Below are 21657 nucleotides of genomic sequence, written 5' to 3'. Positions count from 1 at the left end.
GTTTCTTTGTGATGCCCATTATTTTGTAAATAAATGGTGCTGGTTTTGTTTAATCCACAATCAAATTCAACACTTATTGCATGCTTTTTACGCAAATATTAACTTTGAAATGAAATTCACCCCGTAAAAAAAGGCAACTAAATGTTGCCTATCTTTTTTAAGCATGGATATTACACCTTAGTGTACTGTAGTTAAGGAAATATATTGATTTAATTCTGTACGGTTGCCACTAAATTTAATTTGGCATTGGTCTTCAAATAAGCCACAGTGCTGATTACTTGCAAAGGAAATGTCTACTTCACAGCGCTGTATTCCCTGTTCAACATTAGATTTAAAATAAACCTTATCGCCTATACTGAGTACATAGTTTAGGCGCCCAATAATTACAACACCCTGTTCATCTTCTAAAAGTAAATCTGCATGGTTCATATAGCCAACAACATCCATTTGCTACTCCTTCTAATGCGGACCCTTAAAATCATTATTCATTAAAAAGATAAGCTTTTCTATATTTCAGAAATAGGATTTGTGACAATTTGTGATCATCTTATGCTTAGGCTATTTGTAGTTTTCGTAATTAATGCCAATAAAAAACCGCTCAAATGCGAGCGGTTTTTTGGTCAAACTACAACTTAAAATGGTTTGTAATCTGGCATTTCATCATGCGGTGTTGCAATACATTTTTCTGTAAACTCAGCACGAATTTTTTCGCGTGAAGCTTCTACATCATTTTTAATGGCATCTTCAGGCAAAGCATATACTTCATCAATAATGCTGATCAAAAACTTTTTCGTCGTTTCATCTTCAATTTTTTCAGCATGTTCTACAGCTTTGTCTTTTTCAATCGAATTTTGACGATCTAACATTACCGTACGTGCAGCATTACCCACACTACGACAGTAACCATGCCATTGCTCTTCAGGTGTTAATGGTTTCTTTTCAGCACAGCCAGCCAAAGCCACCAAAACAGATAAAGCGAGTAACTTTTTCATGAATTTCTCCTTACGACAGGCAATATAAAAGATCGCTTGGCTTTTGTCATGTAAATAATGAGTGCATTCCACCAAACAAAAAGCCCTTTCGGGCTTTTTGAAGACTTTCACTTAACCACAAGTGGCTGCCGTAATTTTTTGAGTATTTGGATCAATCGTTACGGTTACACGCTCTACACGGTAATCCATAGTAACTGGTTGCCCTGGTTTTACCATGCGGACAATTTGAGCTTTACTTAAGGCTTTAATTTGATCTTCAGAAAGTTTGGCCTGCCCAACTAAACGTTGTGCGTCTTCAGCTGAACAAGTGGACTGACTCGACCTAAACAGTGCCCATTCTTCAACAACGCTGCCATTCGCTAAATGGCAATATCCAACCTGACCATGACCTTCATTACGTATTTCAAGCTTTCCGCCCTGATCCACACAATATTGGCTTGCAGGATTAGTCATCCCCACTTTTGGCACTGTGCTTTGGTTATTAGGCGTCGCACAACCTACAAGCCCAGCCACCATCAAACTTATCCAAACAATATTTTTCATTGATTTGTCCTTCATTTTTCTTTCATCTCTAACTTAACAGTTATTTCAAGGCTAAATCTGCTTTGTTGCAAAGCTTACACAACTCTATAAAAAACATTGAAAAACAGCGCTTAATTTACCGAATGAATATCCAGCTCTTCATTCGTCGCCAAAACCACAGAAGATAGAATAGGCACACCTAAAATGATTGGCATTGCAAAAATCCAAAGAATAACCGTCGCACCTGGATTAAAGAAGAAATGAATGGCGATTGCTGTAAATAACAGTACAAACAATAAAATCATTGCAAATCTTAGCGTAAATTTAGTTGACATAGTCCTGAACTCAAATAAAAAAGTACTGCCTTTCAATATACACATACTTTTAGTATGGCTTTATCGATTTTCAATGAGTATTTGCCCTTTACTATTGATTATTCTCATCTTAAAGCCAGTATTAAAGCTCATCCATAGCCTCAATATGCTTTATTTTAAACGTCCTAAATTGACGTGCTATTGATTTTTAAGGCTTTTAAAATTTGAAAATCGAACTAAGCAAGCCTTATGCTAAAAAGAGAAATTTCTTCAAACACGCCTCGTAGCGTAGGAGCAAATATGTCAAAAAAACTGCCGATTTATTTTTCGGATCAGGCTTGGTCGTCTTTACAACAGCTTATGGGCGAACATGGCAAGCCGAGTCCAACGATTAATGCTTTGCTCGAACAGCAAGATCCTAACGATGCGTTCTTGCAATCAAATCTAAACATACAAGCTATCAAACGTACATCCAACATTCAACTTCCTGTAGCACTAGAACGAATCCCTGCTGGGCCTGCTTTTGCTAACAAAGATGTCTTTGAAAAAGCTTTAGACCTAAATGATTATTTGGTGCTTAATCCATTAGCTACCTTTATTGCACATGTAGACAGTGAATCACTACTGAATGCAGGCTTTGAAATTAACGACACCTTTTTAGTGGATCGCAGTTTAGAAGCCAAGCATGGTGACATTGTGGTGGCGCTCATAGATAACCGCGAAATCACCTTAAAGCGCCTTATGATTAGTGCAAAAATGTCGAAAGATGAAATTGCAGATATTTTTGGCGATCCCGAGAGAGTCCTACCTAAAATGTGGTTAAAAGCAGAAAATCCTGCTTATGCGCATATTATCCCAGAAGACTCACAAACCATTAGCATTCAAGGCGTAGTAACGTTCAATCTTAAACAGCTCTATAAACGTCTGTAAACGATAGAGCTTACCTATGAAAGCCGAAAATAAAATATTTGCGTTAGTCGACGTGAACAATTGTTACGTCAGCTGTGAACGTGTGTTTAATCCAAAATTAAATAATGTACCTGTTGTTGTGCTCTCCAACAATGATGGCTGTGTGGTGTCGCGTAGCGCAGAAGCCAAAGCTTTGGGCATTAAAATGGCTGTACCTGTATTTCAGATTCAAGACTTAATTCAACAACACAATGTGCAAGTACTCTCGAGTAATTACGGTTTATATACCGAAATGTCTAAACGTTTTATGAACATCTTAGGGCAGTTTGTGAGTGAAGATGAACGTGAAATTTATTCGATTGATGAATGCTTTTTAGATTTTACAGCCTATGAAAGTTTATTTGACCTCACTGAATATGGGCAAAAAATTATTCAAACTGTAAACAAATGGTTGGGGATTCCCTGCTGCATTGGTATTGGACGCTCAAAGACTGAAGCAAAAATAGCGAATCATATTGCTAAGCAAAAGACTCACTTAAATGGTGTTTGTAATTTAGTCACTATGGATCCTTGCTCCTCAGAACAACTACTGGCCCAAATGCCTGTAAATGAGATTTGGGGGATTGGACGTAAGCACCACAAATCCTTAAATCAGCTGAGTATTTTTAGTGTTTTAGATTTAATTGAAAGCAATCCCAAAGATATACGCAGGCTGTTTAGCGTCGTTATGGAAAAAACGGTGCGTGAACTGCAAGGTATATCTTGCATAGACATCGAACAGGACGTGCCATCTAAACATCAGATTATTAGCAGTCGCTCTTATGGACAACCCATCTATGAACTTGAAGATATTAAAGCATCCATACGGCTTTATATTGCTCGTGCTGTCACACGCTTAAGAGAAGATCAGTCCTTATGCCGTATGGTGGGTGTATTTATTCAAACTGGACGCTTTGGCAATAGTGAAAAATACGCACCTTATATCGCTATTACACTCAATGAACATACCGATGATTTGCTTAGCATTACACAAGCAGCAACGTACGCAACAGAACACATATTTAAAGCGGGCTTTAAATATAAAAAAGCAGGCGTGGTTTTATTGGAGTTACAGCCCAAGCAAAACTTTGTGCCTGATTTATTTTGTGATCAAGCACATCGCCAAGACCGTGCCAAACTGTCCGATACGCTAGATCATATTCATAAAAGATTTGGCCACCACTTTGTTTCTATTGGTCTCACCCAAGATGATGCTGCCACATGGCGTATGAAACAAAACCATTGCTCTCCTGCTTATTTAAGCAACTGGAATGAACTCTTAAGGGTCAAATAGTCTTTAAAGATATCTGAAAAATTACACCTCAAAGACAATTGTGATGATTAACACTAAAATCAAAATAGCTTGACAGCGACAAAATAATTGCCAGCTGTAAAGCCACTATCAGGAAATTGGTCTCATCTAAATAATCAATACATTAGAAAACATGGGTCTACAGAGCAGGACGACATTAACAATGAGTGATAATTTCAGTTTTTTGGCTAATTGCCTCAACTATTTTCTTGATAGAATATAGGAGCTGACCTAAAAGTACGTTCTTTGATGTTAGCACCACCAAAACCATCGGATATTTGGCATTTGGAATTGCGGTTAATACCACTTTGCCATTATTAGCATCCAAAGTTAAGCTTTGACAACCTTCCAAATTCATCTCACCCATAAAAGCCTGCACCATCGCCAATATAGAACTGCTCACTGCAGCCAATTTACCTGCATTCTCAATACGCTTTTTAGAGGCTGAAGTGAGTTCAAAACCGTCAGTAGAACACAACATGGTAAATTCAACTTCTGAAATGTCTCTCAGCAATGCATGAAGATGGCCATGAGCATATTCTACAAGCGCCTCTGGTGCTTGACGATTCAATTGATGAGCTAACATACTTTTACCTTAAATATTTAAATTGAAAATCGAACTTCTGCGTTGGCAATCAATGCTTCAATAAGTAAAAGCACATCATTTTTTTCACGGGCATCAATAAAGAAAAGCGGATAATTCACATCTTTATTCTTTTGTTCCCACTCTCTGTATATTGAAGCGGTATAAGGAGATTTCACATCTAAATGGGTAATGCCAATAATGATATTGTCGCTCACCGGTTTAAAACGTTCTAAATAAAAGTTGAGTTGCTCAATAGGATTGGCCAGACTATTATCAATTAAAATGATCGTGCCCAATGCACCATTGCATATCGTATTCCAAATAAAATCAAAGCGTTCTTGGCCTGGTGTGCCATATAAACCAACCTTGGTGCCATCGTCTAAAATTAACTCCCCATAATCAATGCCTACGGTGGTGAACATTTTAGTATGCGATGCTGTATCCGTATTCATCGCCTCAGTAGAAACCACGTCTACATTAGATAATGATTTAATCGCTTCGCTTTTACCCGCACCCATGGTTCCCGCAAATACAACTTTATACTGCTGTAAAATCATAAACTTTCACTATAAACCTAGCTTTGCACGTAGACTGCTGAAAAAACTACGCACTTTACTTACTTCTTGAATTTCTACAGATACAGCGACAGCATCAAGCGACTCTGTAACTGAAATTTCTTCCATCATTTGAGCAATATCACAGGCATATAGATAACGATGTATCGTATGTACACTGATATTGGTTTTTTCATGGATATACGCCACAGTACAGCCTTTACTTAAATAGGCCGATATTTTGAGTAGCTCAGTGCGCTGTTTTAATAAAGATGGCTGTGGCCAGTGTTGCAATTTATAGGCATTGCCATAGTTGGGGACATGGTCTGGCGCATGATCCCAAATAAACTGCCAAATTCCATGGCTCAGTTCTTTACGTTGAAAATATTTCTTAAACTGCACCACCGTATTCAGATTTGCTGGCACAATATCAAAATGACCTTCTGCGATGAAATTAAACTCAGGGTTTTGGTAAAACTCTTTATTTTTCAAGTCAAAACAAGCCATGATATTTTGATTATTCTCAAGCACAAAATGGCGGATACCTGCATATTCTTCATGCACCTTATGGAAGGCATTTGCCAGCGCTTGATGAGAAATTTTTTTAGGTACTCGGTGCTCATTTTCAAAGCCTAGAGTTGAAGCTGTCTGTGCAATAACAGCCATATTCACTTTATCTAAAGCTTGTTCTATCCAATCATATAAAGTTTCTGGCGACTTTACTGGCAGATAGAGTGTTTCATCAATTAATTCACCTGAACAATCGTGATTTTTCTTTAATTTTAAAATCTGTATATTGGATTTACTTATTTTCTCAACATGATCAATATCTGCAAAATCATCATTAATTAACAATAGTTGCAATCTTGTATCAGTGATATGTGTCCATTGAATCTGATATTGATTGAAAAAATGAGAGTATATGATGTTTTTTAAATCATTGATGGTGGAGAGACTTAAACCAAATATAGAAATATAAATTGATTTATTCATGATGATTCATTTCATATATTTTAGAAAATAAGGTTACTACCTGAGTAATAACCTTATTTTTATGACATTAAGAGAAATCTAACTCTTTTTCAAAGTGTTTTAGCTCGTGGCGTGCCATCGCTAAATTTGCTTTACTGCGATCTAATACAAGATACAGGAACAATGTTTCATTTGAGTCCAATGGACGGATCAAATGGTATTGTTTACCCAGTGTAATTAGAATATCTTCAATAGAATCATTGAGATTAAGTGCACGAGCAACTTTACGCTTAGCGCGGATAACTTCTGTGTTACCAGCAGCTGCCAATTCTAAATCAATTGTGTTATTGCCTTGAGTAGCGAGTGCTAAACCGCTTTCGCTATCAACGAGTGCGCTTGCAATAAAACCATCAATTTCCAATAGTAAATCTAAAGAAACTTTAGCCATTTTTCATTCCCCAATTATGATTGGATAATTTCTTATGAACATAAATTATCACATAAAAATTAGCACCATCATTTAGAGCAAGCATTGGCAAATTGTATCTTTTCAACATCATAAAAAAGCTAAAAAAATGATCGTTTTATCTAGGCTAAATGAGTCATCAATTCCAATCTATTCAGCAATAAAAAATGTTGCTTAATATAAAAGCGAATTGATCTTTTCGCCTCGACATTATTCAAAAAAAAGGTTAACTAGCTTACTGTTTTTTATTTTAGCGTCTTAATCCAAATCGACTTATCCAAACACCACATCATCAATCCATATTGACAAAAACAGACACCACGACTGGCATTTAATACCAAATTGACCAGAAATAAATCATAAATTCCTTTTAAAAACAGTATATTTTGCCTGTTTTTTATTTAGCTATTGGCATAAATGACCATTAAATAACACACTATCGCTGTTTGATTCCATAAGAAGATTGATTGAATAGCATATCTATCTCCTACAAACGCTCTCATCAAGGAGCTAGATTATGAACAAAATCGCTGTTTTGTAATCACTATAAAGCCTCTATACTTTAATGAATAATTTCATGAAATGTATTTCAAGCTCACATGTCCGATTTACAGCTCTCACTCAGCGACTATCTATCAGCAGTTCAAGAAGTCATCAAACTGACTTTTGATGATGCCGTATGGGTTAAGGCAGAGATTCGTAATTTAAACATCAAAGGCGGTCATTACTACTTAGAACTGGCAGAAAAAGATCCAGATAGCGACAAAGTGATCGCCAGCTGTAAAGCCACCATCTGGAAATTTACAGCCTCAAAAATTGTTGGTACTTTTGAAAAAGAAAGTGGCATCGAACTTAGTCGTGATTTGAATGTGCTTATTAAGGTTCGTGCCCGATTTGATCCGCAATATGGCTTTTCCGTTAATGTAGAAGAAATTGACTCTAGCTTTACGCTGGGTGACTTAGCCAAACGCTATCAACAAATCGTGGTTAAATTAACAGAAGAAGGTCTGATTGAACGTAATACACGATTAGCTTCCCCATTTGATATTCAGCGCGTGTTGGTTATTGCACCCGAAAATGCAGCAGGCTTAGGCGACTTTAAAAAAGATGCCGATGCGCTATCGAAGGCCCAAGTCTGTGAATTTATTTACCATTATGCGACCTTTCAAGGAAATACAGCACCACAAAGCATTCGAGATGCTTTGGCTTTAGGGTTAAGGCAATGGGCGAGCCAATACGACACTGCTCCCGATTTAATCGTAATTATTCGCGGTGGCGGTGCGGTGAATGATTTAGCCTATTTAAATGACTATGACTTGGCAGCTTTACTTTGTAAACGTAGTGTTCCTATTTGGGTCGGCATCGGTCATGAAAAAGACCGTACAATTTTAGATGAAATTGCGCATCGTTCTTTTGATACGCCAAGTAAAGTAATCGCTGGTATTCGAAACCATATTGTAGAGCGCGTACAAGAAGTGAATGAATACCTACAAAGTATTCAACTCATGTCACAACAGCACATTAGCCTCTATCAAAGCCAAAATGACCAATTATTAACCCTAATTCAAACGCTTGCACAAAGCCAGCTACAAGATGCTAACAAGCAACTCACGCAGCTCATTGGCTTGACTGAAAACTATGCCAACCAGCAACTGAAATTTGCCAAACATCAAGTTGAAGCATTAATGCGTGAAGCCCTACTTCAAAACCCACGCACTGTGCTTTCTAAAGGTTTTGCCGTTATTCGCCAAGATGGTCACAGTATTAGTCGCGTTGAACAACTTCAGGCCTCACAGCCTATTCAAATTGAACTTCAGGATGGCATTGTAGATGCCGAACTGAGCCATATTCACCCGCATACGGGAGTATTACTATGAGTAATGAATCAATCAGCTTTAAGCAAGGCTATGATGTTTTAAAGAAAAATGCTGAATTGCTTGAATCGCAACAAGAGCCAGATATTGATAATTTGATGAAAATTGTTGAAGAATCTATGCAAGCTTATAAAGCTTGTAAATCACGTGTAGACGCCGTTCAAAATGCACTCAATGAAACGTTCAAAGAATAAAGTATGTAAACGGCGTACATACACTGCAAAATAAAAAAGTAATCCTAGGATTACTTTTTTAAATCTATTTTGCTTGAATTAACGAGCCCCTAAAAACTCAAATGGTTTAGTCACTTTGAATGAATCATTGGCTTTGCCAGCATATACTTTGGCTTGATCTGCACCCAGCTCCAGCTTCTTAGCTTGACCATCTTTAAAGTTAATATCTTTTAAATCCACCCAAAAGACATTTGGTGAAACAGCCGACTCAAAGAAATACAAACCACGCTTGTGATCTACAACGGTACGCCAGCGAGTAGATGAAATATTTGGTTCTTCTTCTGTATTTAAACCAAAAGGTACCGAAACATTTCGAATCACGCTAAATACGCCTGCCAAAGAATGTTTTTGATCTGCATTTTTTGGAATAGCGTTGGTATAGAACGATGCACGAGCAAAACGGTCAGCCGCACGGTTTGTTCCTGGTAGCATGGTTGTGCCACCAATTTGTTGCCAATATGTGTTGAGCGCCAATTGCTGGTCAAAGGTAGGTGAATTGGTCATCACTTGATACTTGCGGTTATGATGAATGACCTGCTTACCATTAATATATTCAATAATGGCACTGTCACCTGTTTTATCTGAAATTGATAAATGGAGTGTCGCTAAGCGATTTTCACCCGGCACTTGATCTGATACGACCACAAAAGGTTCTTTTTCTAAAAACTTGATCGCTTCATCTACCGAGCTAAAATTATCCAATACATATTGAGCCCATAGCGAAATACTTAAGGTTGCTTTAGTATTTTTTTGCACTGCCGGATATTCAGACTCTACCAGCCACAATAAATTTGCCATCAGGCCTTTTTCATTGACGCCATCAGTCGTAGCAATATCATAGCCCGTTGCAACCACACTGCCGTATTTTGAAGTCCATTGCACAGATTTTGGACCTGCCAAACCGCTACGCTTAACGTCACTTGGTAAAATCCATAGGTTTGTGCCGACATCACTTTTCCAATCCATTGAACGGGCCGTCATGACCTCATTATCGCCATGAAAAATAACACGCGTACATGCCGAAGCCATTTCAGCAGCCAACATCAATCCTGCTGCAAATAACACTTTTTGTAATGCTTTATTCATGAAAAACCTCTATTTAAAAAATTGGTAAATTTATGCCCACTACAGGTCCGTGTTCTTTAATATCCCACTTGAAATCACCACTTGTATAATCTTGCTCAAAATAACGGTAGCCCCCACGAATATTCAAGTGGCGGTTAAATACAGGAATACGGTAACCGACATAAGCCTGTACAGAACGGGTATCTTCGACCCCAAAAGTGATCTCTGAAGCAAAATTCCATGCTGAGTCAAGGTTATATTTAAAGCGTGCACCCCAAAAAAACTCATCCCAATCTGTAGAAGCTCTAATCTTATGATTCAACGCACCAAGCGTTGCACTCGCATCTGTATGATGCATACCTACAGTGGGCTCAACGATGAATTTAGCATATTGGTCTTTGGTCTGTTCTGGCGATACATAGGCCTGATAATAAATACCGTAACTAATTTGGTCTAACTTAGTGTCTAAAGCCAAAGGGATATGCAAAACCTGCTTATCTTGAGAAGTTTTCACATATTGACGATCCGCATAAATCCCCCACTTGCCTTTGCTCAAATCCAAATGTGCCATATAAGATTTATCCAACTCTTTTAAAGTGTCTTTAAAAGGCTGTTCAACTTCATAGGAAATAGGACCTTTGCTAATATCACCATCAATATCCGCGGCAAAAACATAAAGATTCAGATTAAGTTTAGTCTTTCCTTTAAATGTATCAGAAAACTCATTAGCAGTTGCTGATTGACTCGCGATTAGTGCTAGACCCACTGAAAAGTTTATTAAAGTTTTCAAGTACATTTTATTATCCTAATGTGTTCTGTCTCATTTTTAGCATACTTTTGTCAGTTTCTACTATTAAATTGTGTCAATCTATTCGTCAATATTTATAAACTTTACATTTCTATCATCATAGACTAAATCACTTTGGTCAATTTAACCCAATCAATCAAAAATAAATGCCACATGATTTAATTTTCGCACCATTTAAAATGCACTCAGATAAAAAACGCCTAAATGGTTTTTACATTTAGGCGGATATTTTTGACTTCCAAAACAGATAGAACTAAAAGCGCCAGTTCTTGAACCATAATTTAGAATTAAATGGATTTAGTAATAAATACTCATAAGCAACTGTAAATAAAGATATTAGACACAGCTGACACTTCGCACTAACAATATGTAGTTGTCTACAAGTGCAAATCAACAGTCTACATATCAGTCTACATTTTTTATTCGCATATAAAGGTTGGATCTTTAAAAAACATAGCTGACTACTTGTTAGAAAATTTGATTCATCTAAGAGAGAACTAACTAAAAAATCAAAAACTCTCAAGTGAGGGCTTTTACTTATTATGGCCAAGTATCACTTAATCGCTTTGCATCAGTTGCGTGTTCATCAGCTCATTGCACCACTGTTCTATATTCATTGACGCATTTTTCGAGTACGGATAAGCATTTGGTGCCAAATGAGGAATGAAATTTCCTATTTTATTTGATATATGTTCTATCTTTTATAAATGTGATGTGCGTCACAAAATTATAAATTAAACCATCATTATTCAAATTTTATAGGCTTAGATATAATCGTTATATCAATTTCATAAAATTACATAATAATAAAATTGTTATAAACCTGTAATTAAAAATAAATATTTTATATATTAATTTCAACTACTAAAAATATTATTAAACATCAATTAACCTATTTTAATGAAAGTTAACATACTAAAAATTCAAATAAATATTTTATGTGCTAATAATAATATCCGTCCACTCACAATGTGTTTGGATTTCTTTTTAATTAATTGAGGTACATCAAAATGACTAATATTTCTGAAAAGAATCAAGAAAATCGTGAAAATCAACAACCTGGTCAACAGCAACAGCAAAATGACCAGCAACGACAACATAACCAACAAAACAATCAGCAAGGTCAGCAACAACAGCAGCAAAACGACCAACAACGACAACATAACCAACAAAATGATCACTCTGGTCAGCAACAACAGCAAAATGACCAGCAACGTCAACAAAACCAACAGAATGATCAACAACGTCATCAACAGCGCTAATTCATATTCTGAAAAACTCGCACCATCTCATTTAATCTATTAATCAAACTAAGAGCTTCTTATATTTAAGATGTTCTTTAGTTTGATGCAATTGGAGATCATCATGACTATTAATGACCATCAAAATGAAAACCCAATCAAACGTGATTGGCAAAAAGAATATTCAAATCGTCCGTATTATCAAGATATTCACCGTGAAATACCTGATGTAGATTATGACAGGGATTTTCGTTCAGCATATGAATTGGGTTTAAATGCTCGTAATGAGCGTGGTGATAATGCCCGTTTTGAAGATTCAGAAAGCGATCTAAAAGTTAAATGGGAAGAGCTCAAAGCCGAGTCTCGACTTAAATGGGAACAAGCGAAGCATGCTGTAAAAGACGCTTGGGACAAAATTTAATTTTGTATCCCTAGCATTGCAAAGGACTTTTAATAAATCTAGATTATAAGAATTATAATTAAATAGAGCTTGAAATGGATTTCATTAGAGTCTTGTTGCATGACACTACGCTCAGCTTTGCTTTGGAGATTGTTCTTCGTTGCATTGTGATGTATGTCTTGATTATTTTAGTTTTAAGATTTTCAGGCAAACGTGGTGTCAGGCAACTTTCAATTTTTGAAATAGCAATTATTTTAAGTCTAGGCTCCGCTGCTGGCGATCCTATGTTTTACGATGATGTTCCTTTAATACATGCTGTTATCGTCTTTACCGTTATCCTCCTCCTATATCGTTTCACTACATATCTGATGATGAAATCTGATGTAATCGAAACAGTATTGGAAGGCCGTCCTATGTATATTGTCAGAAACGGATTACTTATTGTTGAGGATATAAAACAAGAAAAATATTCATACGATGAATTTTTTGCAGAAATGAGGCAACAGAAAATAGAGCACCTTGGTCAAGTGAAGTATGCATTACTTGAAACTGACGGTTGTTTGAGTGTGCTCCCATACTCAAAGGAAAATATTAAATGGGGACTACCCATATTTCCTGATGACTATAAACAAGCAGAAGAATTAATTGTTAATCACCATTATTCATGCATGTTATGTGGTCAAACTCAATTACTTAGCTCTCTTGATGTTCAATGTTCACGCTGTAATTGTAAGCGCTGGGCTGAATCAAAATTAGATTGTGAGCATTAAAAAAACCGCCCGAAGGCGGTCTATTTATTACTTCAACAATCTGTATCGCTCATGCGGTAGTGTTTTAAGTTCAAACATGTGGTCGTAGTCATAGTTTGGCATGGTGAATCCGCATTTTTTACTCACGCTGGATATAGCACTACTCATAGAAAACATATTGTCATGGAGCATGCTCACCAGTGCTGGATTGAGTTTGGCCAATGCCGGGCTATGTGTATACCACCATGCCTGAAAGAATCGAGCATGTACGCACAGCATTTCTAGTGATTGTTTTTCATCTATATAGATGTTCCCTTTTGACTTGATTTCTAGAGTCTCTAGATAATTTACAGCATCTTGGAAGTGAATGGCTAACAGATCGCTATAGCGTGTAATGCGGAAGTGTTTGTTATGGCGTGACCACATTTCTGCATGAAGTTTACGTTCGCCATGAGCACGTCGGTCGACGATTTCTTTGAGTTCAGCTTGTTGCTCTGAGTTGATTTTTACTCGAGTGTCGATTTGCTGTTGCAGAACTTCTTTTTCCAGTACGTCGAGTACCCATTTGCGGAATTCTTTGGCGACTGGTGTTCGGGCAAACATGGCTATGAGATGTGCCCCACGTAGTGAGAAAATACGCATACCCAAATTGGGTAACTGGGGATTTTCTATAACCTGTGTCATTTTTGATGTAAATTCATCAGCTTTACGATTATAAATTTTACTAACAGCATTTTCCTGCTTATACCCTAAAGCATGGGCAAGCTCAGTAGATGTAATCCAAACAACTTGTTCATCATTATGTTGTACTGGATGAAATTGTATTGCATTAAATGATAGACTGTTCATATCAATTTTTTCTCGAAGAAGATTGGTAACTCGCCCCAAGATCCGCCAAGATTATTTGGGGCGTTTTTATTTAAAATAATGTCCACTGGACATATTGCAAATATATATGTCCACTTGATACCATGTCAACAGGATTTTTCAGGACAATGTCATGGGTAAACATTTAGGCGTTGCTTACAATTTACGCTTGCCACAAGAATTAAAAGATAAAATTGCAGAGTCAGCTAAGGAGCTGAATCGCTCTATGAATGCGGATATTGTTGCAAGATTAGAAGATAGTTTTTTATTAAATGACAGTTCGGCTCCTACAAATGCTGATGTAAAAGTCCTTCATTTAAAGAGTGGGAAAAGACGTGTTATTTTTGGAAAACTTTTAAATAACCTTAGCCTAGACTACACACAAGAACTTGATCAACTTCGTGACGATATTCATCTTGCTCTTGAGGTATTAAGTGGTTCTTCTTTTTGGAATTCATTAAAGTTTTTAGGTAAAGATGTTTTAGTCTACAAAGGCGATAATCATATAGATGTTGTAGATAACGGTAAAAGTAGCTTAGGTTGGTTAACTGTCGAAGATCATTATGTTGTTAAAGATAGTAGCAATGATTTAATTTAGCGTATCATTCCAATCTAATATTTCTGAATAAATTATTAATAATTTATATTTTTTATTAAAATTAAGTTGCTAATTTTAAAATATTTAATATAATCCCATCATGTTCTAAAAGAGAGATACCGCCTACCTATTTGAGTATTTATACTCATGGAGCTTGTCTCTAACTATTTTGCGGCTCATGCTGTACACGTACAGCCACAACCCGCGAAAGCGCGCATTCGGGGCGACACCCGAATGCGCGAAAGCAGAAGGTTAAATTGTTGATCACTCTCATCCAATGAATAACGGCGACACCCTAGTACAATTCCGTCCTAGGGCTATTCAAAGGAGCATATTATATGCAAAAAAATTTAGAACACGATCAACAAGCATCTAGTGAATTACAGAAGAAGGAACTAAAGAGAAAATATCGATGGGCAGTTTTTAAAGGGTGTCTTACTCTAGCGAAATTGCTGTACAAGGCATGTAAATTTCTTTTTTTTGACGATGAAACTGTAGAGTAACTAGATGTCCTTTTGTTTTTTTGGAGAGTCACTATGATTGCTAAAGCATTAAGATTAATACGTCAATTTCATGAGTTGGATCGTACTCAAGCTGCTGAGAAATTAGGATTCACAAAAGAATTTCTTATAGCTATAGAAAGCGGTAAAAAGCCCATAGATCAGTCACTTCTTAAAAAGTATTCTAATACTTTCGATATTCCAGTGTCATCTTTGTCTTTTTTTATCATTGAAACTAACAAATCAAATAAAGACAAAACAATTTCAGCAGTCGCGAAAGAAAAAATGGCTGGAAAAATTCTACAAATTCTTGAATGGTCTATTAATAAAAATGATTCAAAAAAATTCCAAGCCTAAACTTGTAACTAAGAATAAATCATATAGCATTCAAGATAGTGCTCTCTATATGATAAAAACTAAAAAACACTTAGCACGAGTACTTTTGATTGATGTAGAAAAACTTAAAAATATTAAAGATATTTGTACACAATATAATGTTTTTTCCACAAATGGAAAATCAAATAAGCTAAGAGAAATCCAAACACCTATCAATGTGTTAGAAACAATACATAACAGAATTGCAAGCCTATTATGTAGAATTAAAACACCTGACTTCCTTCATTCTGGAAAAAAGAATCACTCCAATATTTCTAATGCAAAAGTTCATTTAGGAGAAAATTTAAAAATTCTAACTATAGATATTGAAAAATTTTTTCCATCTACTGCATCTAAAAAAATATATGAGTTTTTCCTATATGGAATGAAATGCAACAAAACTGTATCTAAAATACTAACACAGCTTTGTACATACAACGAGTGCCTACCTACAGGTAGTCGCATTAGTATGCCTCTTGCATATTTTTCAAATATGTTAATGTTTCAAGAAATGGCATTATTAGCTAGCAAACATCAAATAAATATGACAGTTTATGTTGATGATATAACATTTTCTGGATCTAATATTTCTACATTATTTTATAAACTAGTTAAGAAAATCACAATACGCCATCAGCATTCAATTAACGATGATAAAACAAGATTCTATACTGAATATCAACCTAAATTGATAACTGGTGCAATATTAAAAGGAAATTCGTTATTAATTAGAAATAAACATCATAAAGAACTTTATGAGTTTAAGGAATTATATTCTTTTACTAAAGATAATAATCCCACACAACTTTCGGAAGTTCGCAACAAGCTGATTGGTAAATTGTATTCATGTGGGGTAATTAACGTAAAATATAAAAGCGAAGCTAAGGTATATCAGAATTATCTATAAGTAAGCGCCCTTAGGCGCTTTCTTCTACAAGTTTAGGAGTTTTTGGTTTTCTCGGAACTATAATTTATGCAACCTTATGTATTTCATCAATATCCTGTTCTTTGATATTCTCTAACTTAAAAGCATATTTATAAAAGTCATTCCTGAATATACTTGCATCAGCACACCTCTCAACATACTTAAGACATAGAAATGCAGCGGCTAAACAAATAGCATGTAATGCAACAATGATAAAAATACTTAAGAGCATTCCTTTGTCGTAAAAGCTTAGTATCCAATCCATATACTTCTGGGCTTTATAAAAAGGGATCAACCCTACAAAGGCAAAAGCTATATACCCAAAAAGTGCTAGCACAATCGTGTACCACTTAGCCCTAGCTTTAAACTCTTTTAAAGTACCGTCTTCATCCCTTTCACGTTTCAACCTATTCCTTACTTTTACGTATTCGCCTACCCACAGATCTGCATTTTCATACTTGGTAAAGAATTTAGCCTCACTATATGTAAGAGCTTCATTGTTAAAAAGTGATTTGGCTAGCCTATCCTTATACAAAGTTGAACGCATTTCTAGCTGAGATGATTCAAACTCATCTGCTAGTTTCAACGCCTCTGCTTTACTCTCTTTTGAATGTTTTAGATGCGCTAATCTATTGTTCAAATGCGCCAAAAATATCGGTACAACGAGAACTGCCAACAACCCACCAATTTTTATTAAAGTTTCCATTATCATGTTTTTATAAAATAAATGTTTGATTTAGGACTATTTTAAGGTTTTGTCAACCAACTTTTAAGACTCAAACTCGGATTTGTCAACTAAACCCTTATTCATACGACTTTCTAACTAGATTCATTGAGTAAATAAACTGAGAGTTGCTAGACTTCAGCTAATGTTTTGACTTTAAAATAATTTATGAAATTTTTACTCATTTTAGTTTTTGGGTTCACTTCTATCCAAGTTTATGCAAAAAAATGTGCTGACTTTAGTACACAGCAACAAGCACAGAAGTGGTATGAACAACGTAAAAAATCAGGGCAATCAGGCTGGAAAAGTTTAGACCGCGACGGCGATGGTCAAGCGTGTGATTGCTTGCTGAGTGGAAATGGGAAGAAGAGGAAGTAAAGTTGAAATCTCCTGTAGATAAATTAAGCCTAAATTATTTGCGGTAATTTTTTAATTTTCAACTTGTTAAAGGCAAAAAAAAGTATATTATTCAAGAACTTTATATAAATACAAACTGTAGGGGGAGCTTATGTCAAGCAATTTTAAAAAAGAGTTAAATGCAGAGTTTGACTCACTGAAAAAAAATATAGAAAAACCAAATATTTTATTAGTTGGCGGTACTGGTGTGGGTAAAAGCTCTTTACTCAATTTATGCTTTGGTGAAGATATAGCAACTGCTGGTGTGGGGAAACCAATAACACAGCATATAAATATGTACACATCACCCAATATTCCTATAGTTCTTTTTGATAGTAAGGGATATGAAATTGGCTCTGAGCAAGAGTTACAGTTCCAAAATGAAGTTATTGAGCTATGTACAGCTTCCCAAGATAAAATTAGCAATAAACCTCATTTAGTATGGTATTGCATACAAACTATAGGTTCACGCATCACCGATTTTGATATTAAAACTATTAATAAAATAATATCTTCAAATATTCCAATTTCGATTGTTTTAACTAAGGCTGATTTAGTTAGTGATGATGATGCAAAGTTGTTAAAAGAAGCAATTTTAAAAGAGTTTTCAAATATTCAAATTTTTGAAACAACAATTAAAGACAACTTAAATGGAATGGATTTGGATAAACTTATTGCATGGAGCATTAATGAGTTACCAAATGCATTAAAGACTGCATTTATTTCTGCTCAAAAAGCAAGCTTAAAGGAAAAAAGAGAGCATGCAAAAAATGCCATCATTCAGCACACAACTTTAGCTTTTGCAACAGGATTTGCTCCAATTCCTGCTTCTAGCGCCCCCCTTTTATTAGCTAATCAATCAAAGTTATTAGCTCGAATTTTGTATATCTATAATCTAGATCGTGCTGTAGATAGTGTATCTGCAATTATTCAAACAGCTATAGCATCATCTTTACCAATGGCTGGAAAATATATAGTAAGTCAAATCTTAAAATTCTTCCCTGGGGTTGGAACAGCTTTAGGAGGCACAATTAATGGTTCTGTAGCAGCATCTATAACTACTGCATTTGGTTTTGCTGTTTCAGAAGCTTGCGCTAAAGTGATCGAATTAGGATTGGATAATTTTGATAACAACACATTTATGCAAAATTTTGATGAAAACCTAATGAAAATCTTTATGGAGTATTTAAAGCAAGCAAAAGGAAATAAAAATGACTGATACTAATTATAATATTGCAATTATTGGGCAAACTGGGGTTGGGAAAAGCAGTTTAATCAACTATTTATTTGGTGATAAGGTAGCTAAATCTGGTGTCGGTCGACCAGTTACTACCAATGGCTTTCATGAAATTAATCATAAAATTAAAGATATGCAGGTAAAAATATATGATTCTTGGGGGTTAGAAGTTGGCAAAGAAGAACAGTGGTTTAAAGAGCTGAATAATGAACTGAAAAACAGAGGTATTGACAAACCAGCATCAGATTGGTTCCACTCAATTTTTTACTGTATTGCTGCTGCTGGAGGCCGAATACAAGATGCTGACTGTAAGATTATTAAAAAACTTATTAGCGAAGATTATAAAGTTAGTGTGGTTCTTACAAAAGCAGACTCTTTAACCGAGGATGAGGAAGCCGAATTTATTAAAGTCATAAGTAATGAGCTAGGAAATAATATTGCAATCATTCCAGTATGCAGTGAGCATAAAAAAACACGTGGAGGGGAAATATTCCCTTTTGGTAAAGAGGAAATTGAAAAGCAATCATTAGTTGACTTAGTAGACTCTTTGGTACTCCGTATACCAGAGCACTGTAAGAACTTAATGCTTACTAAATTAAAAACTTGGAAAGTAAATATAGACGAAGAAATCAAAAAAGAACTTGGTTTTTTCGGTGTCAACTCATCTGAAATGCAAAATAAACTATCAGCGTCATCTAAAGATATTGTCGAAAGCATCAATAAAAAAGGCAATGATGCTGAGAAAAGTGCACTGCATCACTATAATTTTATTGCGCAACAACTTGGAAATCAGATAAAAGTTCATGCGAAACATAAAGACATAAAAATTGATGGTCATAAGGAAACTGATTTTGACTGGAAAATGATTCCGTTCTTACCTTTTATATTAGTTGCACTCCCATTTGCTATGCCTTTCATGAGAAAAGGTGACTTCGCGAAAATGCAAGATGAAATCCAGAAATTTAGTGCTCAAGTAGAAAATATGATTAACAGCAGAACCCATGATTTAGAATTGTCATTACAAAGTATCAAGGAAAAAATATCTAAAGACTTGCTTTAAGTAATTGTAAAAAATTAATGCTTATAAAAAATCCCTCACTTGAGGGATTTTTCTTATTATGGCCGAGCGTCACTTAATCGTTTTTCATCATTTGCGTGTTCATCAGCTCATTTCAATTTCCTTTAGATATAAAGCATTACACGGCGCTATTTTTTAGAAAAACGTATCTGCAGACACGTTAAAGCGTTCGGATAGCGCCTTAATGTGGCGAATATTCAACTGACGTTTACCGCTTAAAATTTCTGAAATGACCGATTGAGTTGCAACTTCTGCTAAATCAGATTGCCCTAATCCGTGTTGCTCCATCAAAAAAGCTAAAGCCGCCCGACCATCACCTTTAGGCATTGGTAAGTGCTCACTCTCATAAGCAGAAACTAAGTCACCAAGTTGATGAATAAGCCCCATGAGAGGATTTGATTCATCATCACCAACCGTATCCAAAAGGTCATCCAATGCTTCAACCAATGTATTGAAATCATCTTCATTTTCAGGCTTGCTGAGTAATGGTGCAACATAATGCCAGTGATCTACTGCCTGTTTAATCATTGCATTCATATTAACCCTCCTTCCAGTGACCTTTGTCATATTCTTTATGGGACAAGACATAACGAATGTATACGCGCTTTGCCTGATACATTACGACCGCTATTAACCGTATCTTATTTCCGCCAATATCAAATACATGCAACTTTCCGACTTTATCTACAGCGGGAAAGAGTAGCTTCATTTCAGCAAAATCTTTAGGATCATTGGCTTTCATAATTCGGTACCAGCCATCCAATGCTGTCTCAGCCTGTGGCCACTTATTCTTTGCTTCTATGATTCGAGCGTGGGTGATCACATGCATACTAATTATCGCATTTTGCTATAAAACAAGTATAGCCAATTTATCGCATTTTGCAATAAAACAATCTTATTTTCCACACCACCAGTTATGACAACTTTTTATACGCGTTAGCCAATTTGATGTTATAGCTATTCTTTGCGTATTCGACGCCGTTATAGCCACGTGCAAAGGATTTCCAGTCTTTATTCTTCAGAGCATTCACCAAGCCATTCACTTTGATATAGCGACACATTGCTTCAAGTTGTGAAGCCTCATTTTTATACATAGCATTTACAAAGGCCTGTAATGATTCATAGCCAAGCACTTTCCAGTGATAACCCATCACCTGTCCAATGCCCCATGATGCAGACTCTAATGCAGATGCACGATGGTATTGTGCTGCAGCATTTAAACGCCCGTGTTGGGCTGAATATAATCCATAGCCACCAGCCTTTTTACTACATAAATCTGGTCGCTTAATCATCATTTGATCTGCAATCATTACATGGCCATTCGCAATTAAGCGCTGTCGCATCACATGACGTTCAAATAGAATCACTGGAGTGCCATCAGCATTAAAGCCTGAGCCTTTGCATTCTACTTCGATCACTGCACGTAATACGGCGCTTTCAACGCCTAATTTTTTGGCTTGATCTTCAATTTGGGATGGGATTAATTTTTTACTCATTTCACTTTCCTTTAGACATAAAAAAAGCGCCTTATGGCGCGCACAGACAATAAAAAACCGACCTCGTATTGGGTCGGCTTAAGCTTTAATTGCTGATACTAATTCAGGGGATTTCCATGCAAGTATCATTAATATGATGATGAGTGTTACTTTCCAGAAACCATATTTATCCATGATTGCCTCTACAAATTTAATAATCACTGTTATACTTTCAGGCATAGATACATTTCCTCTTTGCTCGCTCTGTAGATTGGAAAAAATAAAACCCCGATGCTTCCAACGTCGGGGTTTTTCTTTAGGCATAAAAAACACCTTTCGGTGCATAGAAAATAAAAAAACGACCTCTTATTGGGTCAGATTAAGCCTTGATTGCTGAAATAATTTCAGGCAGTTTCCAAATTAGAATTGGGATAGAAAATAAAACC

At 35.9% G+C, this 21657-nt stretch carries 29 protein-coding genes; 13 read left to right on the top strand and 16 right to left on the bottom strand.

Annotation, left to right across the window (positions count from 1 at the left end; all coding sequences use genetic code 11):
* Positions 1–177: 177 nt before the first annotated feature.
* From D9K81_RS04535 to D9K81_RS04520, 4 genes are all read right to left on the bottom strand, one after another.
* The gene (locus tag D9K81_RS04535) at positions 178–447 is read right to left on the bottom strand and encodes a hypothetical protein (protein ID WP_120373992.1); all 270 of its coding nucleotides are present in this window, start codon (positions 445–447) and stop codon (positions 178–180) included.
* A 185-nt stretch (positions 448–632) separates the two neighbouring features.
* Positions 633–992, bottom strand: a complete 360-nt coding sequence (locus D9K81_RS04530) for a hypothetical protein (RefSeq protein ID WP_120373991.1) — start codon at positions 990–992, stop codon at positions 633–635.
* Positions 993–1103: 111 nt separating this feature from the next.
* Positions 1104–1508, bottom strand: a complete 405-nt coding sequence (locus D9K81_RS04525; RefSeq protein WP_407923621.1) for an I78 family peptidase inhibitor — start codon at positions 1506–1508, stop codon at positions 1104–1106.
* A gap of 137 nt (positions 1509–1645) precedes the next feature.
* Positions 1646–1849: a hypothetical protein gene (locus D9K81_RS04520; protein WP_121523132.1), complete on the bottom strand. Its 204-nt coding sequence runs from the start codon at positions 1847–1849 to the stop codon at positions 1646–1648.
* 279 nt (positions 1850–2128) lie between these two features.
* On the opposite strand from D9K81_RS04520, the gene D9K81_RS04515 reads away from it, so the two are divergent.
* Both D9K81_RS04515 and D9K81_RS04510 read left to right on the top strand, forming a co-directional pair.
* Positions 2129–2758: a LexA family protein gene (locus D9K81_RS04515; RefSeq protein WP_120373988.1), complete on the top strand. Its 630-nt coding sequence runs from the start codon at positions 2129–2131 to the stop codon at positions 2756–2758.
* Between the two features lie 16 nt (positions 2759–2774).
* Positions 2775–4070, top strand: coding sequence for a Y-family DNA polymerase (locus D9K81_RS04510; RefSeq protein WP_120373987.1), 1296 nt, complete (start codon positions 2775–2777; stop codon positions 4068–4070).
* Positions 4071–4245: 175 nt separating this feature from the next.
* On the opposite strand, the gene D9K81_RS04505 is transcribed toward D9K81_RS04510, so the two are convergent.
* The 4 genes from D9K81_RS04505 to D9K81_RS04490 all read right to left on the bottom strand — a co-directional run bounded on the left by D9K81_RS04505 (position 4246) and on the right by D9K81_RS04490 (position 6648).
* The gene (locus D9K81_RS04505) at positions 4246–4674 is read right to left on the bottom strand and encodes a roadblock/LC7 domain-containing protein (protein WP_120373986.1); all 429 of its coding nucleotides are present in this window, start codon (positions 4672–4674) and stop codon (positions 4246–4248) included.
* Between the two features lie 17 nt (positions 4675–4691).
* A complete protein-coding gene (locus D9K81_RS04500; RefSeq protein WP_120373985.1) occupies positions 4692–5231 on the bottom strand; it encodes a GTP-binding protein in 540 nt (179 codons plus the stop codon).
* A gap of 9 nt (positions 5232–5240) precedes the next feature.
* Positions 5241–6221: a hypothetical protein gene (locus D9K81_RS04495; RefSeq protein ID WP_121523130.1), complete on the bottom strand. Its 981-nt coding sequence runs from the start codon at positions 6219–6221 to the stop codon at positions 5241–5243.
* A 67-nt stretch (positions 6222–6288) separates the two neighbouring features.
* Positions 6289–6648 carry a roadblock/LC7 domain-containing protein gene (locus tag D9K81_RS04490; RefSeq protein ID WP_120373983.1) on the bottom strand — a complete coding sequence of 120 codons (360 nt, stop codon included), beginning with the start codon at positions 6646–6648 and terminating at the stop codon, positions 6289–6291.
* A 617-nt stretch (positions 6649–7265) separates the two neighbouring features.
* Here D9K81_RS04490 and xseA point away from each other — a divergent pair.
* Both xseA and xseB read left to right on the top strand, forming a co-directional pair.
* Positions 7266–8543: an exodeoxyribonuclease VII large subunit gene (gene xseA, locus D9K81_RS04485; RefSeq protein ID WP_120373982.1), complete on the top strand. Its 1278-nt coding sequence runs from the start codon at positions 7266–7268 to the stop codon at positions 8541–8543.
* A complete protein-coding gene (xseB, locus tag D9K81_RS04480) occupies positions 8540–8734 on the top strand; it encodes an exodeoxyribonuclease VII small subunit (RefSeq protein ID WP_106984856.1) in 195 nt (64 codons plus the stop codon). Before xseA ends, xseB begins: the two co-directional genes overlap by 4 nt.
* A 78-nt stretch (positions 8735–8812) precedes the next feature.
* Here the strand turns inward: xseB and D9K81_RS04475 are convergent, their stop codons facing one another.
* On the bottom strand, positions 8813–9859 hold the full coding sequence (locus tag D9K81_RS04475; RefSeq protein ID WP_120373981.1) for a linear amide C-N hydrolase: 1047 nt from the start codon (positions 9857–9859) through the stop codon (positions 8813–8815).
* 13 nt (positions 9860–9872) lie between these two features.
* Positions 9873–10634 (bottom strand): hypothetical protein, encoded by a 762-nt coding sequence (locus tag D9K81_RS04470; RefSeq protein ID WP_120373980.1) that lies wholly within the window; start codon positions 10632–10634, stop codon positions 9873–9875.
* A gap of 1022 nt (positions 10635–11656) precedes the next feature.
* Between D9K81_RS04470 and D9K81_RS04465 the strand changes: the two genes are divergently transcribed.
* The 3 genes from D9K81_RS04465 (at position 11657) to D9K81_RS04455 (ending at position 13057) form a co-directional block, all read left to right on the top strand.
* Entirely contained in the window at positions 11657–11908 is a 252-nt protein-coding gene (locus D9K81_RS04465) for a hypothetical protein (RefSeq protein WP_120373979.1), read from the top strand.
* Positions 11909–12011: 103 nt separating this feature from the next.
* Positions 12012–12308, top strand: a complete 297-nt coding sequence (locus D9K81_RS04460; RefSeq protein ID WP_120373978.1) for a hypothetical protein — start codon at positions 12012–12014, stop codon at positions 12306–12308.
* A 74-nt stretch (positions 12309–12382) separates the two neighbouring features.
* Positions 12383–13057, top strand: a complete 675-nt coding sequence (locus D9K81_RS04455; protein ID WP_120373977.1) for a DUF421 domain-containing protein — start codon at positions 12383–12385, stop codon at positions 13055–13057.
* A gap of 27 nt (positions 13058–13084) precedes the next feature.
* Here the strand turns inward: D9K81_RS04455 and D9K81_RS04450 are convergent, their stop codons facing one another.
* A complete protein-coding gene (locus tag D9K81_RS04450) occupies positions 13085–13885 on the bottom strand; it encodes a BRO-N domain-containing protein (RefSeq protein ID WP_120373976.1) in 801 nt (266 codons plus the stop codon).
* A gap of 151 nt (positions 13886–14036) precedes the next feature.
* Between D9K81_RS04450 and D9K81_RS18830 the strand changes: the two genes are divergently transcribed.
* The 3 genes from D9K81_RS18830 to D9K81_RS04435 all read left to right on the top strand — a co-directional run bounded on the left by D9K81_RS18830 (position 14037) and on the right by D9K81_RS04435 (position 16283).
* Entirely contained in the window at positions 14037–14501 is a 465-nt protein-coding gene (locus D9K81_RS18830; protein WP_120373975.1) for an Arc family DNA-binding protein, read from the top strand.
* 536 nt (positions 14502–15037) lie between these two features.
* Positions 15038–15358 carry a helix-turn-helix domain-containing protein gene (locus D9K81_RS04440; protein ID WP_120373974.1) on the top strand — a complete coding sequence of 107 codons (321 nt, stop codon included), beginning with the start codon at positions 15038–15040 and terminating at the stop codon, positions 15356–15358.
* Entirely contained in the window at positions 15333–16283 is a 951-nt protein-coding gene (locus D9K81_RS04435) for a reverse transcriptase family protein (RefSeq protein WP_120373973.1), read from the top strand. The genes D9K81_RS04440 and D9K81_RS04435 overlap by 26 nt, the downstream gene beginning before the upstream one ends.
* Positions 16284–16347: 64 nt before the next feature.
* On the opposite strand, the gene D9K81_RS04430 is transcribed toward D9K81_RS04435, so the two are convergent.
* Positions 16348–17007, bottom strand: a complete 660-nt coding sequence (locus D9K81_RS04430; RefSeq protein ID WP_120373972.1) for a hypothetical protein — start codon at positions 17005–17007, stop codon at positions 16348–16350.
* 186 nt (positions 17008–17193) lie between these two features.
* On the opposite strand from D9K81_RS04430, the gene D9K81_RS04425 reads away from it, so the two are divergent.
* The 3 genes from D9K81_RS04425 (at position 17194) to D9K81_RS18640 (ending at position 19718) form a co-directional block, all read left to right on the top strand.
* Positions 17194–17403 carry an excalibur calcium-binding domain-containing protein gene (locus D9K81_RS04425; RefSeq protein ID WP_120373971.1) on the top strand — a complete coding sequence of 70 codons (210 nt, stop codon included), beginning with the start codon at positions 17194–17196 and terminating at the stop codon, positions 17401–17403.
* Between the two features lie 130 nt (positions 17404–17533).
* On the top strand, positions 17534–18640 hold the full coding sequence (locus D9K81_RS04420) for a GTPase (protein WP_120373970.1): 1107 nt from the start codon (positions 17534–17536) through the stop codon (positions 18638–18640).
* Entirely contained in the window at positions 18633–19718 is a 1086-nt protein-coding gene (locus tag D9K81_RS18640; RefSeq protein WP_228199819.1) for a GTPase, read from the top strand. The genes D9K81_RS04420 and D9K81_RS18640 overlap by 8 nt, the downstream gene beginning before the upstream one ends.
* 153 nt (positions 19719–19871) lie before the next feature.
* Here D9K81_RS18640 and D9K81_RS04410 read toward each other — a convergent pair whose 3' ends face one another.
* The 4 genes from D9K81_RS04410 to D9K81_RS04395 form a co-directional block, all read right to left on the bottom strand.
* Entirely contained in the window at positions 19872–20273 is a 402-nt protein-coding gene (locus tag D9K81_RS04410; protein WP_120373969.1) for a helix-turn-helix domain-containing protein, read from the bottom strand.
* Position 20274: 1 nt separating this feature from the next.
* On the bottom strand, positions 20275–20565 hold the full coding sequence (locus D9K81_RS04405) for a type II toxin-antitoxin system HigB family toxin (protein WP_117007098.1): 291 nt from the start codon (positions 20563–20565) through the stop codon (positions 20275–20277).
* 85 nt (positions 20566–20650) lie between these two features.
* Complete coding sequence (locus D9K81_RS04400) at positions 20651–21232, bottom strand: N-acetylmuramidase family protein (protein ID WP_121523128.1); 582 nt, start codon at positions 21230–21232, stop codon at positions 20651–20653.
* Between the two features lie 78 nt (positions 21233–21310).
* Positions 21311–21535 carry a hypothetical protein gene (locus tag D9K81_RS04395; protein ID WP_120376196.1) on the bottom strand — a complete coding sequence of 75 codons (225 nt, stop codon included), beginning with the start codon at positions 21533–21535 and terminating at the stop codon, positions 21311–21313.
* Between the last annotated feature and the right edge of the window lie 122 nt (positions 21536–21657).

The sequence above is a fragment of the Acinetobacter chengduensis genome (genome assembly GCF_003664645.1).
Taxonomy (GTDB): Bacteria; Pseudomonadota; Gammaproteobacteria; order Pseudomonadales; family Moraxellaceae; genus Acinetobacter; species Acinetobacter chengduensis.
Note: the sequence above shows the minus strand (reverse complement) of the source record. Positions and strands in the feature narration are given on the sequence as shown.